The organism is Enterobacter sp. EC_50 (assembly GCF_019584525.1).
Taxonomy (GTDB): Bacteria; Pseudomonadota; Gammaproteobacteria; order Enterobacterales; family Enterobacteriaceae; genus Enterobacter; species Enterobacter roggenkampii.
This window is the reverse complement of sequence record NZ_VDAF01000002.1, coordinates 155,633-170,071: the sequence shown is the minus strand read 5'-3', so window position 1 is coordinate 170,071 and position 14,439 is coordinate 155,633. Positions and strand designations below refer to the sequence as shown.

At 60.1% G+C, this 14,439-nt stretch carries 15 protein-coding genes and 1 pseudogene; 5 read left to right on the top strand and 11 right to left on the bottom strand.

Features of this window, described 5'->3' with window-relative positions; genetic code table 11:
* Nucleotides 1-4 precede the first annotated feature (4 nt).
* Both FHC48_RS02575 and wrbA read right to left on the bottom strand, forming a co-directional pair.
* Nucleotides 5-232 carry a YccJ family protein gene (locus tag FHC48_RS02575; RefSeq protein ID WP_008499832.1) on the bottom strand — a complete coding sequence of 76 codons (228 nt, stop codon included), beginning with the start codon at nucleotides 230-232 and terminating at the stop codon, nucleotides 5-7.
* A gap of 20 nt (nucleotides 233-252) precedes the next feature.
* Nucleotides 253-849 (bottom strand): NAD(P)H:quinone oxidoreductase, encoded by a 597-nt coding sequence (gene wrbA / locus FHC48_RS02570; protein WP_008499831.1) that lies wholly within the window; start codon nucleotides 847-849, stop codon nucleotides 253-255.
* A 391-nt stretch (nucleotides 850-1,240) separates the two neighbouring features.
* On the opposite strand from wrbA, the gene FHC48_RS02565 reads away from it, so the two are divergent.
* The 4 genes and pseudogenes from FHC48_RS02565 (at nucleotide 1,241) to FHC48_RS02550 (ending at nucleotide 3,306) form a co-directional block, all read left to right on the top strand.
* Entirely contained in the window at nucleotides 1,241-1,411 is a 171-nt protein-coding gene (locus FHC48_RS02565) for a general stress protein (protein WP_013097201.1), read from the top strand.
* 118 nt (nucleotides 1,412-1,529) lie between these two features.
* Nucleotides 1,530-2,447, top strand: a pseudogene (locus FHC48_RS02560) (DMT family transporter).
* 61 nt (nucleotides 2,448-2,508) lie between these two features.
* Nucleotides 2,509-2,778, top strand: a complete 270-nt coding sequence (locus FHC48_RS02555) for a DUF1778 domain-containing protein (protein WP_008499829.1) — start codon at nucleotides 2,509-2,511, stop codon at nucleotides 2,776-2,778.
* 6 nt (nucleotides 2,779-2,784) lie between these two features.
* Nucleotides 2,785-3,306 (top strand): GNAT family N-acetyltransferase, encoded by a 522-nt coding sequence (locus tag FHC48_RS02550; protein ID WP_059363211.1) that lies wholly within the window; start codon nucleotides 2,785-2,787, stop codon nucleotides 3,304-3,306.
* Nucleotides 3,307-3,379: 73 nt separating this feature from the next.
* Here FHC48_RS02550 and rutG read toward each other — a convergent pair whose 3' ends face one another.
* Genes rutG through rutA form a run of 7 tightly spaced genes read right to left on the bottom strand, consistent with a single transcriptional unit; the run spans nucleotide 3,380 to nucleotide 8,814 of the window.
* Nucleotides 3,380-4,702 carry a pyrimidine utilization transport protein G gene (gene rutG, locus FHC48_RS02545; protein WP_008499826.1) on the bottom strand — a complete coding sequence of 441 codons (1,323 nt, stop codon included), beginning with the start codon at nucleotides 4,700-4,702 and terminating at the stop codon, nucleotides 3,380-3,382.
* Nucleotides 4,703-4,723: 21 nt separating this feature from the next.
* Nucleotides 4,724-5,218: an NADH-dependent FMN reductase RutF gene (rutF, locus tag FHC48_RS02540; protein ID WP_023292823.1), complete on the bottom strand. Its 495-nt coding sequence runs from the start codon at nucleotides 5,216-5,218 to the stop codon at nucleotides 4,724-4,726.
* Between the two features lie 9 nt (nucleotides 5,219-5,227).
* Entirely contained in the window at nucleotides 5,228-5,818 is a 591-nt protein-coding gene (locus FHC48_RS02535; RefSeq protein ID WP_059363212.1) for a malonic semialdehyde reductase, read from the bottom strand.
* A 9-nt stretch (nucleotides 5,819-5,827) separates the two neighbouring features.
* A complete protein-coding gene (gene rutD / locus FHC48_RS02530) occupies nucleotides 5,828-6,628 on the bottom strand; it encodes a pyrimidine utilization protein D (protein WP_021240807.1) in 801 nt (266 codons plus the stop codon).
* Between the two features lie 7 nt (nucleotides 6,629-6,635).
* Nucleotides 6,636-7,022, bottom strand: coding sequence for a pyrimidine utilization protein C (gene rutC, locus FHC48_RS02525; protein ID WP_008499822.1), 387 nt, complete (start codon nucleotides 7,020-7,022; stop codon nucleotides 6,636-6,638).
* Between the two features lie 11 nt (nucleotides 7,023-7,033).
* A complete protein-coding gene (rutB, locus tag FHC48_RS02520) occupies nucleotides 7,034-7,723 on the bottom strand; it encodes a pyrimidine utilization protein B (protein WP_059363214.1) in 690 nt (229 codons plus the stop codon).
* On the bottom strand, nucleotides 7,723-8,814 hold the full coding sequence (rutA, locus tag FHC48_RS02515) for a pyrimidine utilization protein A (RefSeq protein WP_059363215.1): 1,092 nt from the start codon (nucleotides 8,812-8,814) through the stop codon (nucleotides 7,723-7,725). The genes rutB and rutA overlap by 1 nt, the downstream gene beginning before the upstream one ends.
* A gap of 245 nt (nucleotides 8,815-9,059) precedes the next feature.
* On the opposite strand from rutA, the gene rutR reads away from it, so the two are divergent.
* Entirely contained in the window at nucleotides 9,060-9,698 is a 639-nt protein-coding gene (rutR, locus tag FHC48_RS02510) for an HTH-type transcriptional regulator RutR (RefSeq protein ID WP_008499819.1), read from the top strand.
* Here the strand turns inward: rutR and FHC48_RS02505 are convergent.
* Both FHC48_RS02505 and putA read right to left on the bottom strand, forming a co-directional pair.
* Nucleotides 9,695-10,090, bottom strand: a complete 396-nt coding sequence (locus FHC48_RS02505) for a lysozyme inhibitor LprI family protein (protein ID WP_059363217.1) — start codon at nucleotides 10,088-10,090, stop codon at nucleotides 9,695-9,697. The two genes, rutR and FHC48_RS02505, sit on opposite strands and share 4 nt — an antisense overlap.
* A gap of 101 nt (nucleotides 10,091-10,191) precedes the next feature.
* A complete protein-coding gene (putA, locus tag FHC48_RS02500; protein ID WP_032651275.1) occupies nucleotides 10,192-14,154 on the bottom strand; it encodes a trifunctional transcriptional regulator/proline dehydrogenase/L-glutamate gamma-semialdehyde dehydrogenase in 3,963 nt (1,320 codons plus the stop codon).
* Nucleotides 14,155-14,439 lie beyond the last annotated feature (285 nt).

Genomic DNA, 14,439 nt, shown 5'->3' with positions numbered 1-14,439 from the left:
ACGCTTAAACGTTTTTACGTTCGATGGTTTGCTCACCCCAGAAGAGCGAGTCTTTGTCCGTTTTTTCGAAGGCGCGCACCAGCACTTCATCGTTGCCTTCTTCCCAAATCTGCTCGGCCAGCTTTTCATCGTATTTCGCGACTTCAAAGATAGCTTCGGCAATCTCCGGAGAGGTATTACGTAAACTTGCCCATTCGCCCACGTGGTGAGCTTTGGATTCTTGAGTTGGCATGCTTGTCCTCCTGTTGGGTGTTAGCCGTTGAGTTTTTTGGCCAGACCCGCGACGTATTCACCCTGATAGCGGGCGATAGACAGTTCTTCATTGCTTGGCTGGCGTGAACCATCCCCACCGGCAATGGTGGTTGCACCGTACGGCGTACCGCCGCGCACCTGGGAAATATCAAACAGCTCCTGCGCGCCGTAGCCAATTGGCACAATCACCATCCCGTGATGAGCAAGGGTAGTCCAGGTTGAGGTAATCGTCTGCTCCTGACCGCCGCCGGTGCCGGTAGAGCTAAATACGCTGGCGAGTTTGCCGTAGAGCGCCCCGGATGCCCAAAGTCCGCCGGTTTGATCGAGGAAGGTGCGCATCTGGCCTGACATATTGCCGAAGCGGGTTGGGGTGCCGAAGATAATGGCATCATAATCCGCCAGCTCCTGCGGGGTGGCGACCGGGGCGTTTTGTGTTTTTCCCCCGGCTTTCGCGAAGGCTTCCGCCTGCATGGTTTCCGGTACGCGTTTCACCACAACCTCAACGCCGTCAACCCTGTTTGCACCTTCTGCTACCGCGTGAGCCATGGTTTCAATGTGTCCATACATGGAATAATAGAGCACCAGAACTTTTGCCATTTTGCTTCACTCCTCGTTGGTTTCTCTGACAGCGGATCGCTGCGCTCTTTTAAAGATATGTCATCACAGCCAGACTGCAAAAATGAACGCCATTTATTTGATTTATAACAACATGAGGAGAAAAATGGCTTTGTAGCAAAATGATACAACTTTCCCGGTGCGGATTTTTAAAATGATAAGAAAGGCTTATGAATTACCGCCGCGTCATCTCACCCGAAAGACTGAGATCATGTTGCAGGATATTACCTTCGGCTTGCCGGATAACCTCATTCCACTAAGCTTAGTTTCACGCGGCACAGATAAAGGCGTTGTCCTTGAGCCGCGAGGTGAAAGAATCCTCTTTTACTGAATGCAATATGATGTCTAATGTTTCACACTCTGGAGGTTAGAGATGGCAAACCATCGTGGTGGTTCAGGTAATTTCGCAGAAGACCGTGAAAGAGCATCAGAAGCAGGCCGTAAAGGTGGCCAGCATAGCGGGGGTAATTTTAAAAATGACCCTCAGCGCGCATCTGAGGCTGGCAAGAAAGGGGGGAAAAACAGCCATGGCGGTAATAAGTAATTCGCCGGGTTGACTCCCTGCCGCCGGGTTTCCCCCGGCGGTTTTTTTATTTCTGCAACATTGAACTGTAACCAAAGGCAACGCACACTACAGAATTGTTCTCATTTGCTGGTGCCGCATGTCTGTCTCACGCTTTAAATTCTCCGTAAAACCACAGGAAGCCATCCTCATTCTCATCACCATGTTTTGGGGCGGGACGTTTCTGGCCGTTCAGTACGCGGTGACCCTCAGCGATCCGTTCTTCTTTGTCGGCCTTCGCTTTGCGACGGCGGCGTTAGCCGTGGGGCTAATATCCCTTAAAACGCTGCGGGGTCTGACGCTGAAAGAGCTTAAGGCGGGCGTGGCGATTGGGGTAGCGATAGCCATGGGCTACAGCCTGCAGACGTGGGGATTGCAGACCATCTCCAGCAGCAAATCCGCGTTTATCACTGCCATGTATGTGCCGCTGGTGCCGCTACTGCAATGGCTGTGCCTGGGGCGGCTGCCGGGTCTGATGTCCTGTATTGGCATCGTGCTGGCGTTTATCGGCCTGATCTTACTGGCCGGGCCGGAAAACAATCTTCTGGCGCTGGGGCCGGGCGAGATCATTACCCTGATTGGGGCGATTGCCATTGCGGCGGAGATTATTCTGATCAGCGCCTGGGCGGGCAAGGTCGACGTTAAGCGGGTGACGGTGGTGCAGCTCGCCACGGCCTCGCTGGTGGCCTTTGCGACGATGGTGCCGGCAGGGGAGTCTGTGCCGCCGATGTCTACCGGCCTGGTCGTGGTGGCGCTGGGGCTCGGTATCTTCAGCGCCATTATCTAGGTCACCATGAACTGGGCGCAGCGCAGCGTATCGCCAACGCGGGCAACGGTCATCTACACCGGCGAGCCGGTCTGGGCGGGCATTTTCGGGCGACTCGCCGGGGAACGTCTGCCGCTGCTGGCCCTTGTGGGCGCGGCGTTTATTGTCGCCGGGGTGCTGGTGAGCGAGTTGAAGCTCAGAAAGCGTCGGAACCCGGTGAGCGACATGACTGCTGAAGAAGGTTTAGATTGAAAAAACAGACGGGTTTATCTACGATGTGTACGGATAAATACCGTACACGGTGAAGTAAACCATGCCAGCACTGAAAAAACAGCGTATCGATCTTCGCTTAACGGACGAAGACAAAACAATGATTGAAGAAGCGGCAGCGATGACGAATCAAACGATCACCCAGTTTATGGTGAACAGTGCATCAGAGCGGGCAGCGGAAGTCATCGAGCAGCACCGCCGTCTCGTATTAAACGAAGCATCCTGGAATGCGGTGATGGATGCCATCGACAATCCACCAGAGCCAAATGAACGCCTGAAGCGAGCGGCGAAACGTCTTCGAAACATGGAGTGAAGCGTCGTGGACAATCTCACGATCGAAATGTTTTCAGAGGGAAAAAATTATGATTTCAGGGACTTCGATTGTGGTGAACCCTCGCTAAATGTCTTCCTCACAGAACATCTGGTGCGTCAGCACAATGGGCGTATTTTACGAGGCTATTTGCTTAAAGATCGCGATGGTCCGCGAGTCCTGGGCTATTACACGTTGTCTGGTAGTTGCTTTGAAAAAGCGATGCTGCCTTCTAAGACTCAGCAGCGTCGGATCCCTTATAGCAACGTACCGAGCGTAACGCTGGGACGTCTGGCGATACATAAAGACTTACAGGGGCTGGAGTGGGGAACGACGCTCGTCACGCATGCCATGCGGGTTGTCTATCTGGCATCGCAGGCGGTGGGCGTACACGGAATATTTGTTGATGCACTCAACGACCAGGCAAAACAATTTTATCTGAAGCAGGGCTTTATTCCGCTGACGGATGAAAACAGCCATTCTCTTTTCTTTCCTACAAAATCTATCGAACGACTGTTTGAGCAGGCGTGATTGCCTGACATAAAGGTGTTCTTAGCGAACATAAAGGTCGGGTAAGGCATCGCCGTCACCCGACATTCAGATTTCACGACTCCTGACGCACCACCTCGCCCTGCGGCGCAGCGGCCATCCGGCGGCTCAGCAGGGCGTTAAGCAGGATCGCGCCGAAGGTCGCCGTGCCAATCCCGCCGATCGTAAACCCGCCCAGCGTCAGGGCAAAATCGCCCGCGCCCAGCACCAGCGTGACCGCCACCATAATCAGGTTGCCATTCTGACTAAGGTCGACGCGATGCTGCACCCAGATGCGCGCCCCGGCCACGGCGATCAGCCCAAACACCACGATTGATGCCCCGCCGATGACCGGTGACGGAATGGTATGGATCAGCGCGCCGAATTTCGGCGAGAAGCCGAGCAGCATCGCCATCACCGCCGCCGCCACGAAGACCAGCGTCGAATAGACTTTGGTCACCGCCATCACGCCGATATTCTCGGCATAGGTGGTAACGCCGCTGCCGCCCACGGAACCGGAGAGCATGGTCGCCAGCCCGTCGCCGACGAACGCGCGGCCCATGTACGGGTCCATGCTGCGTCCGGTCATTCCCGCGACCGCCTTCAGGTGGCCCAGGTTTTCCGCCACCAGGATAACGGCGACGGGGGCGATAAGCATCATCGCCTGGGTGTTAAAGGTGGGGGAGGTGATCTGCGGCAGGCCGAACCAGGCGGCCTGATGCAGCAGCGTAAAATCAACCGGCTTGCCGAGACCAAAAACGTTCGCCAGCAGGGCATATACCAGACAGGCGACAATCAACCCGACCAGGATCAGCAGCCGCTGGATCATGCCCCGCGTAAAGACCGCCACCAGACCGATGCACAGCACGGTCACGACGGCCATCCAGCTTTCAAAGGGCGAGCCGGAGACGCTTTTCACCGCAATCGGCGCAAGGTTCAGACCGATCGCCATTACTACCGCGCCGGTGACGACGGGGGGCATCATGCGTTCGATCCAGCGCGTGCCGATCTTCATCACCACCAGACCAATCAGGGTATACACCAGACCGCAGGCGATGATGCCGCCGAGGGCCACGCTCAGGTTGGGGTTGATTCCCTGGCCGTTAAACCCGGTGGTGGCGATCACCACGCCGACAAAGGCGGCGCTGGATCCCAGATAGCTGGGCACGCGCCCGCCGGTGACAAAAAAGAACAGCAGGGTGCCGATACCGGACATCAGAATCGAGAGGTTGGGATCGAGTCCCATCAGCATCGGCATTAGCACCGTGGCCCCAAACATGGCGACCGCGTGCTGGACGCCCATCACCATCGTCTGCCCGAGCGGGAGGCGTTCATCCGGCGCGACCACGCCAGCTTCTGTGGAGGTCGATTTCAACTGCCAGTGGGGAAATCCGAACATGGTCTTTCTCCTTAGAGCGCCTTAACAGGCGGGTCGCATTAGCGCGTGGTAGCCGCGGTCAAACCACACCAGCCCTTGCGGCGCCGGGTGGCGAATAATCGAAACGATGTCGCAGAACAAAATGTCATGGGTGCCGACGCTCACCACCTGGCTGATGCGGCAGTCAAACGAGGCCAGCGCATCCTCCAGACGCGGACATCCGGTGTCGCCCGTCTGCCAGCGGGCGGCGGCGAAGCGTTCTTCCATGGGCGTTTTGCCGCCAAACAGGTTTGAGAGCGGCTCCTGTCCGGCGCTGAGGGTATTCACGCAAAGGGTGCGGTTTTCGCTGAACGTCGGCCAGACGGACGCGCCGCGGTTCAGGCACACCAGCAGGGTGGGTGGTGAATCCGTAACGCTGCACACCGCGCTGGCGGTGAAGCCTGCCAGCCCCGCCGGGCCGTCGGTGGTGATGATGTTCACCGCCGCGCCAACGCAGGCCATGGCGTCGCGAAAGGTTTGCTTATCCGGTGTCGTCATGATCGCTCCTTACGCCAGCCCGCAGGCATCGTCGAAGGTCAGGCGCGGCAGGCGGCCGTAAAGTTTGCCCGGGTCGCCGTAGCCAATGTTGATCAGCAGATTGCTTTTAAGCGTCGTGCCGGTGAAAAAGACCTCGTCGACCTTTTGGCGGTCAAAGCCCGACATCGGGCCGGTGTCCAGCCCCAGCGCGCGACAGGCGAAAATCATGTACGCGGCCTGCAGCGAGCTGTTGCGAAAGGCGGTCTCTTCCGCCAGCGCGGGGCTTGCGGTAAACCAGCTTCTGGCATCGCCGTGCGGGAACAGTTCAGGCAGGCGCTCGTAGAATTCACTGTCCCAGGCGACAATCGCCGTGACCGGGGCGGTGAGCGTTTTCTCCAGATTGCCGCTGGAGAGCGCCGGGCGGAGCTTCTCTTTTCCTTCCGCGCTTCGCACAAACACAATCCGTGCCGGGGAGCAGTTGGCCGAGGTTGGCCCCCATTTCATCAGGTCGTAGATTTCGCGCAGCGTCTCGTCGGTGACGGCAATATCCTGCCAGCCGTTATGGGTGCGGGCGCCGGTGAACAGGGTTTCCAGCGCGGCGGGGGTAATGGCTTCGCTCATTAAGGCTCCTTATAAAGCGTGTTCATGACTGTGCAGCAGGCTGGCAAGCCCGTTCAGCAGCAGGGTGTTAAAGGTGTCCGGCTCGGTGACGTTGCAGGCATGGCCGCCCTGGCGCATCACCGCGCTGTGGCTGTGCGGGATGGCCGCCTGCAGCTCAGACGAGCAGACAGAGGGCACCAGCATGTCGTCGGCGGAACAAATGATCTGTACCGGGCAGCGGATGCGTGCGGCGTGGCGGCTGAAGTCGGCCTTTTTCAGGGCGCTGAGCCGGTGCAGCAGGTTGGCTTTTCCCTGAAAGTGGGCCAGCGCCAGCGCTTCTTCGGCCTCCAGACGGGGGGCGCGAGCGGCCATCCAGTCTGCCGGGTAGAGAAACAGCGGCTGCGCCTCAACCCACGCCTGCGGGCCGCCGTAATGCAGCAGGCGCTCGCGGATCTGAAAGCAGCGGCGGGTATGCGCGCTGAGGGTCAACCAGCCGTTGACGCACACCAGCGCGGTGAGGGCGTCGGGGCGGTCGAGGGCCAGCTGCAGGCCGACCAGCGCCCCCAGCGCATGGCCGACGACGCTGTAGCGGGCAATCCCGGCCTCAGCCAGCGCCTGGGCCAGTTCGTCCGCCATCTGTGCCAGGCTGTATCCTTCCGGCAGGGCGTCGGGGTTATTGCCCGTTCCGCGCTGGTCATAGCACACCACCTGATACTCGGGTTCCAGCGCGGCCAGCTGGGGCAGCCAGTAGCTGCCGCTGCCGCCGAGACCGGCAATAAGGACCACCACGGGCGCACCCTCATACGGGGGCGGTGAGACGGAGAGTTTCATGCCTGCCTCACTTCGCGATGTGCGCAACGGTGGCGATCTCAACCAGCGCGTCCGGCTTCACCAGCCCGCACTGAATGCAGAATCGGGCCGGCTTATCGCCGGGGAAGAACTCCGCGTAGATTTCGTTAATCGCGGCGTAGTTTTTCCAGTCGGTAATAAAGATGCTGTTGAAGGTCACGTCTTCCATCGTGCCACCCGCCGTTTCGATCACGGTTTTGATCGTCTCCAGCACGTGGCGGGTTTGCGCCTTTGGGTCGTTGATAAACACCACGTTATTGTCTTTATCAAACGGCAGCGTGCCGGAGACATACACCACGCCGTCGGCGAGGGTGCCGGGGACAAACGGGGCGATGGGCGTGCTGGTGCCCGGCGGGATGATTACGGATTTCGGCATCGTGTGTCTCCTCAGGCGATACGGGCGAGCTGAGGCGTCAGGGCGTCGCAGAACTCCGCAACGTTACTGACCCAGCCAAAAAAGGTTTCGATATTGAACAGGGCCGCCTTCTGGGCGAATTCCGGCCCGGCCTGATGGGTCGCGTCTTCCAGCACCACGCCGAAATACTCGAGGAAAAAGCCGTCGCGCAGGGTCGACTCCACGCAGACGTTGGTGGCAATGCCGGTGAACACCAGGTGGCGAATGCCCCGGCTGCGCAGCAGGCTGTCGAGCGGCGTGTTGAAAAAGCCGCTGTAGCGCGGTTTCGGCAGGACGATATCGTCCGCCTGCGGGACCAGCTCATCCACCAGCTGATAGTCCCAGCCGCCTTTCGCCAGCAGCTTGCCCTGCAGTTCGGGCCGTTTACGCATGGTTTTCAGGGCGTTCGACTTGTGGAAGTTGGGCGAGCCGGGGCCACCGGCCTCAACGTACTGGTCATCCCAGCCGTTCTGGAACCATACGATAAGCATGCCCGCGGCGCGCGCGGCGGCGACGGCGGTTTTGATGTTCGCGATCACCGGCTGGGTGGTGGAGACGTCGAACCCCGCCAGATCCAGATAACCGCCCTGGCTGGCGTAGGCGTTTTGCATGTCCACCACGATCAGCGCGCTCTGCTGCGGCGCAAAGGTGATGGCTTCCGGGCGTGCGTTAAGGGTTGTCATTACGCTACCTCCTTCGTGACGGCAGGGATGTGGGCGCGGCACTGCATCAGCGGCTGGATGCGCTCGCCGAAGGTTTCCACGCCGGTGAGGAAGTCGTCGAAGGTCAGCAGGACGCCTTCCGCCCCGGGAACGGCTGCCACTTCGTCCAGCATCCTGGCGACGCTGGCGTACGAGCCGACCAGCGTGCCCATGTTGATATTGACCGCGGAGGTCGGGTCGGCCATCTGGCGAACGTTGGTATCCGCCCCGGAGCGGGTGTCCTTCTGGCTCTGCTCGGTGAGCCAGCTCAGGGCCTCCTCGTCGGCGCCCTCCTTATAGCGCTCCCATTTCGCGCGTGCGGCCTCGTCGGTTTCGTCGGCAATGACCATAAACAGCACGTAGGAGCCCACGTCGCGCCCGGTTTTGTCGGCGGCCTCTTTCATGCGCGCGGCGGTCGGGGCGAAGGCGGCAGGCGTGTTAACCCCTTTACCGAAGCAGAAGTTGAAGTCGGCGTATTTCGCCGAGAATTCCATTCCCGCGTCGCTCTGCCCGGCGCAAATCACCTTCATCGGCACCGACGGCTGCGGGCTGACGCGGCAGTCGTTCATGGTGAAGAAGTCGCCCTTGAAATCGCTTTTGCCGGTACCCCACAGGTCGCGGAGCACCTGCACGTACTCGGCCAGGTAGTCGTAGCGGCGAGAGAAGTAATCGTCGCCCGGCCAGAGACCCATCTGCTCGTACTCCGGTTTTTGCCAGCCGGTCACCAGGTTGACGCCAAAGCGTCCGCCGGAGATGGAGTCGATGGTGGAGGCCATGCGCGCCACGATCGCCGGGGGCAGGGTGAGGGTGGCTGCGGTGGCGTAGATCTGGATCCGCGAGGTGACCGCGGCCAGTCCGGCCATCAGGGTGAAGGACTCCAGGTTGTGATCCCAGAACTCGGTTTTGCCGCCGAAGCCGCGCAGCTTGATCATCGAAAGCGCAAAGTCGAAATGGTAGTGCTCCGCTTTCTGCACGATGGCTTTATTCAGCTCAAAGGTCGGCATGTATTGCGGTGCAGTGGTCGAGATAAGCCAGCCGTTGTTGCCGATGGGTACAAATACGCCAATTTTCATCACGAACCTCTCTTCATTACGTCGCAGGTGTAACGGTGTTTTTGCAAAGGCAGTGCCAGTTTTGAAAATGGCAGTGTTATTAATGTGTTAATCAGAGGTTGGTGGTTTGATGTGATTAAATGTGGACTAACTGGTCAAAAACATTGCACAGAAAACAGGCATTCATGCGCGATCGGGGTGCAGGATGTCGTGGCGAGACGGGGGTTTTGCTATGCTGAGGGCAACGCAGAATAAGGAGAGCGGGAATGACACAAGGCGCAGTGAAAACACCAGGTAAACGTTCGCAGGCGGTGAGCGCCAAGAAGCAGGCGATCCTCAGCGCGGCCCTGGAGACCTTTTCGCAGTTTGGCATTCACGGCACGCGCCTTGAGCAGGTGGCGGAGCAGTCCGGGGTATCCAAAACCAATCTGCTCTACTATTACCCGTCGAAAGAGGCGCTTTATGTTGCGGTGATGCAGCAGATCCTCGATATCTGGCTGGCGCCGCTGAAAGCGTTCCGCGAAGAGCTGGCCCCGCTGGTGGCGATCAAAGAGTACATACGCCTGAAGCTGGAGGTGTCGCGCGATTACCCGCAGGCATCACGGCTGTTTTGTCTTGAGATGCTGCAGGGGGCGCCGCTGTTGCAGGCGGAGCTGACCGGAGATTTAAAGCAGCTGGTGGACGATAAGTCGGCCATTATCGCCGGATGGGTGGCCAGCGGAAAGCTGGCCCCGGTCGATCCGCATCATCTGATCTTTATGATTTGGGCCTCCACCCAGCATTACGCTGACTTTGCGGCCCAGGTCGAGGCGGTGACCGGAAAAACGCTCCAGGACGAAGCGTTTTTCCACAGCACCCTGGAGAACGTGCAGCGGATGATTATCGAAGGGATCCGCTTGCGCTAGTTCCCCGGTGGGAGAGGGCAGCTTAAGTCGCCCTCTTCACACTGCATCAGCGAGGCCAGAAACGCCTCGCGCTCCACGGTTTTCTCCGCCAGGCACTGATTCACGATCATCGGCTGAACGCTGCCGCCTTCCGTCCCCGAACCGATAAACGCACAGTCCGCGTCGCGCAGGGCAATCCAGGCCTGCTGCGCCTTTTTCAGCAGCTCGCGCTGAGGGGCTTCCGCACGCTTGACGGCGGCCTGATAGGTCTGGTTGAGCTTTTTGTCGGCAGCCTGATAATGCTGCGCGCTACAGGTATTCAGCTCAAGCTGGGTGGTCGCTTTGTCGCACTCGTCGGCCAGCGCGCTGGCGCTCAGCAACAGCGCTGCGCCTGCGAAAAATACTCTTTTCATCATCCCCTCCGTGTAAAAAAGCCGGATGCGCTGCGCTTATCCGGCCTACGGTTGTTTTGTAGCCCCGGTAAGCGTAGCGCCACCGGGGAGAGTTTACACGATTAACCGATGGTCATCAGGCTGGCGTTACCGCCCGCTGCAGCGGTGTTGACGCTGAGCGAGCGCTCCACGTACAGGCGTTCCAGCAGCAGGTTGGTTTCGCCGCGCGCGAAGCCCTGCACCGAAACAATCGCCCCGCTGCGGGCCGCAACCTGCTCGCACAGCTCGCGCAGCTGGTCAGAATCACCGTGGTAAATGACGGCATCGAACGGCTGCGTCAGGAGCGCATCGGCTTTCGCGAAGTGAATGCGGGCCGAGACCGCTTTCGGCAGCTGTTTGGCCAGGTCGCGATGCAGCGCATCGTCCGGCCACAGCACTTCACACCCGGTGGCCATCGCGGCGGCCAGCTGTACCAGCGCGTCCTGCTCGTTATCCGCCACGCACAGAACGCGCTCGCGCGGCATCAGCGTCCAGGTATTGCGCTCGCCGGTCGGCCCCGGCAGCAGACGCTGCGTACCGGCCTGTGCCAGCTCGCCATACTGCTGCGCAATCGCACGCAGCTCTGGACGATTATCAGCCCACTTAATCAGCGCGTCCAGCGGCTGGGTCAGCACGGTTTTCAGCTGCGCATCCACCGGATACTCCGCATCCTGACGCGCCAGGGTGACGCCCAGCGCGTTCTCAGGGCGGTTCGCCAGCAGACGGTACAGGTAGAGCGGACCGCCCGCTTTCGGACCGGTGCCGGAGAGGCCTTCACCGCCGAACGGCTGCACGCCCACGACCGCGCCAACCATGTTGCGGTTGACGTACAGGTTGCCTACTTTGGCGCTGCCGGTCACCTGCGCGATGGTCTCGTCGATACGGGTATGCACGCCGAGCGTCAGGCCATAGCCGGAGGCGTTGATCTGCTCAACCAGCTCGTTGAGGTTGTTACGGTTGTAGCGCACCACGTGCAGCACCGGACCGAAGACCTCTTTTTTCAGCTCGTCGAAGCTTGCCAGCTCGATAAGCGTAGGCGGCACAAAGGTGCCGGAACGCCACTCGCGGGCATCTTCGCTGTTGTCTCGCACCGCCTGGAACACCGGACGGCCTTTCGCGCGCATGGCCTGAATGTGGTTTTCAATATTGGCTTTGGCTTCCGCATCGATCACCGGCCCGATGTCGGTGGTGAGACGGCCCGGGTTGCCCATGCGGCATTCGGCCATCGCGCCGCGCAGCATCTTCAGGGTGTGGTCCGCCACGTCATCCTGCAGGCACAGCACGCGCAGGGCGGAGCAGCGCTGACCGGCGCTGTCGAAGGCGGAGGCCAGAACGTCAACTACCACCTGCTCGGTGAGGGCAGAGGAGTCGACGATCATGGCGTTCATGCCGCCGGTTTCCGCAATGAGCGGAGTAGGACGACCCTGCGCATCCAGACGGGTGGCAATATTGCGCTGCAGCAGCGAGGCCACTTCGGTCGAACCGGTAAACATCACGCCGCGCACGCGGTTATCGGAGGTCAGTTTGGCGCCCACGGTTTCACCGCGGCCCGGCAGCAGCTGGACCACGCCCGCCGGTACGCCGGCTTCCAGAAGAATGTTGATGCCCTGTGCGGCAATCAGCGGGGTCTGCTCTGCCGGTTTTGCCAGCACGCTGTTGCCAGCGGCCAGGGCGGCGGCAATCTGGCCGGTGAAGATCGCCAGCGGGAAGTTCCACGGGCTGATACAGACGACCGGGCCGAGCGGACGGTGGGTTTCGTTGTCGAAATCATCGCGCACCTGACCGGCGTAGTAGTGCAGGAAGTCGACCGCCTCGCGCACTTCGGCGATGGCGTTGCTGAAGGTTTTACCCGCTTCGCGCACCAGAATGCCGATGAGCGACTGCATCTGGTCTTCCATCAGCACCGCCGCGCGTTCCAGAATGGCGGCGCGCTCCTGCGGCGGCGTGGCGAACCAGATAGGGGCGTTATTCACCGCGCTGTCCAGCGCCTGATCCACTTCCGCATCGGTGGCTTCACGCACGTAGCCGACGATGTCTTTTGGCTCCGCCGGGTTGATGACCGGCTGCATGTCGCCGTCAGCAACGGGCTGCTCCAGCATCGGTTTGGCCTGCCACTTCTGCAGCGCGCTGTTGAGCAGGGCAGAGGAGAGGGACGCCAGACGGTGTTCGTTGGCGAGATCCAGCCCCGCCGAGTTGACGCGACCCTGGCCGTACAGCTCGCGCGGCAGGGCAATCTTCGGATGCGGCAGGCCAATCTGGCCTTCCTGCGCCGCCATCTTCTCAACGGCCTGCACCGGATCGGCGACCAGCTCGTCGAGCGGCAGCGTGGTGTCGGCGATGCGGTTAACGAAGGAGGTGTTCGCGCCGTTTTCCAGCAGGCGACGCACCAGATATGCCAGCAGGGTTTCGTGGGTACCTACCGGGGCGTAAATGCGGCACGGGCGGTTAAGCTTGCCGTCCGCCACTTTACCGGTCACCTGCTCGTACAGCGGTTCACCCATGCCGTGCAGGCACTGGAATTCGTACTGGCCCGGGTAGTAGTTCTGCCCGGCCAGGCTGTAAATGGCCGCCAGGGTGTGGGCGTTGTGGGTGGCGAACTGCGGATAAATCAGGTTCGGCACGCCGAGCAGCTTTTTCGCGCAGGCGAGGTAAGAGACGTCGGTATAGACCTTGCGGGTGTAGACCGGATAGCCTTCCAGCCCTTCCATCTGGGCGCGTTTGATTTCGCTGTCCCAGTAGGCCCCTTTCACCAGGCGGATCATCAGGCGACGGCGGCTGCGGCTGGCCAGGTCAATCAGGTAATCAATGACGAACGGGCAGCGCTTCTGGTAGGCCTGGATCACGAAGCCAATGCCGTTCCAGCCCGCCAGCTCCGGTTCGAAGCACAGTTTTTCCAGCAGATCGAGGGAGATCTCCAGACGGTCGGCCTCTTCGGCGTCGATGTTGATGCCGATATCATACTGGCGCGCCAGCAGGGTCAGGGACTTCAGGCGCGGGTAGAGCTCTTCCATTACCCGATCGTACTGCGCGCGGCTGTAGCGCGGGTGCAGGGCGGAAAGCTTAATGGAGATGCCCGGGCCTTCATAAATACCGCGACCGTTGGACGCTTTACCGATGGCGTGGATCGCCTGCTGGTAAGAAACCATGTAGGCCTGCGCGTCGGCGGCGGTCAGCGCCGCTTCGCCCAGCATGTCGTAGGAGTAGCGGAAACCTTTATCTTCCAGCTTGCGGGCGTTCGCCAGCGCTTCGGCAATGGTTTCCCCGGTGACGAACTGCTCGCCCATCAGACGCATCGCCATGTCCACGCCCTTGCGGATCAGCGGCTCGCCGCTCTTGCCGATGATGCGGTTCAGGGAGCGGGACAGGTTGGCTTCGTTATGGGTCGAGACCAGTTTGCCGGTGAACAGCAGGCCCCAGGTCGCGGCGTTGACGAACAGCGACGGGCTGCGGCCAATGTGCGAATGCCAGTTGCCGTTGCTGATCTTGTCGCGGATCAGCGCGTCGCGGGTGGCTTTATCCGGAATACGCAGCAGCGCTTCCGCCAGGCACATCAGCGCCACGCCTTCCTGTGAGGAGAGGGAAAACTCCTGCAGCAGACCCTGAACCATCCCGGCGCGGCCGGTGGCGGTTTTTTGGTTACGCAGTTTGTCAGCCAGCTGGTACGCCAGGCTGTGCGCCTGTGCGGCAATAGCTTCCGGCAGACGGGCCTGCTCCAGCAGCATCGGTACGGCGTCGGTTTCGGCGCGACGGTACGCACCGGTAATGGCGGCGCGGCTGACGGACTGCGGCAGGATCTGCTCGGCGAATTCGAGGAACGGCTGATGGCTCTCGTCGCCAGCGGCTGGCGCGTCTTCGCTTTCATTGGCGGCACCGGCGAGCAGGGCAGGCAGCTCCGGCAGGCCCTCGTCGCTCTCGAGTCTTTCGAGATAGTTAAAAATCGCCTGCTTAATTAACCAGTGCGGCGTGCGATCAATGCGGGTTGCTGCGGTCTTAATCCGTTCGCGGGTCGCGTCATCCAGCTTAACCCCCATGGTGGTCATACCCATGCCAAAGCTCCTGTTGTGCTTTCATCGTGTTTGGTCGTTAGCGTGAAATATCCACCATGTTGCAACTTTGTGCAACCGTGTTAAATGTGACCTGGTTTGCAACCCAGAAAATGAATGGATTGTTAACGAATGGTTAGCTGGAAAAACGTGCTGGCTTTGTCGCGGAAAGCCTGGTTTTATGCGGGAGTTAACACTTTTCAAAGGTGCAACCCGTAAAAGCGTGAGCGAGTGCAACCTATAGGAAACTCGTATCAAACCGGGGATGAAATTGATGTAAATGCAGTG

Excerpts from the sequence above, each read along its gene's own strand:
- rutR (WP_008499819.1), top strand. The coding sequence starts at position 9,060 with ATGACACAAGGCGCAGTGAAAACACCAGGTAAACGTTCGCAGGCGGTG.
- FHC48_RS02505 (WP_059363217.1), bottom strand. The coding sequence starts at position 10,090 with ATGAAAAGAGTATTTTTCGCAGGCGCAGCGCTGTTGCTGAGCGCCAGC.
- rutG (WP_008499826.1), bottom strand. The coding sequence starts at position 4,702 with ATGTTCGGATTTCCCCACTGGCAGTTGAAATCGACCTCCACAGAAGCT.
- rutC (WP_008499822.1), bottom strand. The coding sequence starts at position 7,022 with ATGCCGAAATCCGTAATCATCCCGCCGGGCACCAGCACGCCCATCGCC.
- putA (WP_032651275.1), bottom strand. The coding sequence starts at position 14,154 with ATGGGTATGACCACCATGGGGGTTAAGCTGGATGACGCGACCCGCGAA.
- FHC48_RS02575 (WP_008499832.1), bottom strand. The coding sequence starts at position 232 with ATGCCAACTCAAGAATCCAAAGCTCACCACGTGGGCGAATGGGCAAGT.
- FHC48_RS02565 (WP_013097201.1), top strand. The coding sequence starts at position 1,241 with ATGGCAAACCATCGTGGTGGTTCAGGTAATTTCGCAGAAGACCGTGAA.
- rutA (WP_059363215.1), bottom strand. The coding sequence starts at position 8,814 with ATGAAAATTGGCGTATTTGTACCCATCGGCAACAACGGCTGGCTTATC.
- FHC48_RS02535 (WP_059363212.1), bottom strand. The coding sequence starts at position 5,818 with ATGAGCGAAGCCATTACCCCCGCCGCGCTGGAAACCCTGTTCACCGGC.
- rutD (WP_021240807.1), bottom strand. The coding sequence starts at position 6,628 with ATGAAACTCTCCGTCTCACCGCCCCCGTATGAGGGTGCGCCCGTGGTG.
- rutF (WP_023292823.1), bottom strand. The coding sequence starts at position 5,218 with ATGACGACACCGGATAAGCAAACCTTTCGCGACGCCATGGCCTGCGTT.
- FHC48_RS02555 (WP_008499829.1), top strand. The coding sequence starts at position 2,509 with ATGCCAGCACTGAAAAAACAGCGTATCGATCTTCGCTTAACGGACGAA.
- wrbA (WP_008499831.1), bottom strand. The coding sequence starts at position 849 with ATGGCAAAAGTTCTGGTGCTCTATTATTCCATGTATGGACACATTGAA.
- rutB (WP_059363214.1), bottom strand. The coding sequence starts at position 7,723 with ATGACAACCCTTAACGCACGCCCGGAAGCCATCACCTTTGCGCCGCAG.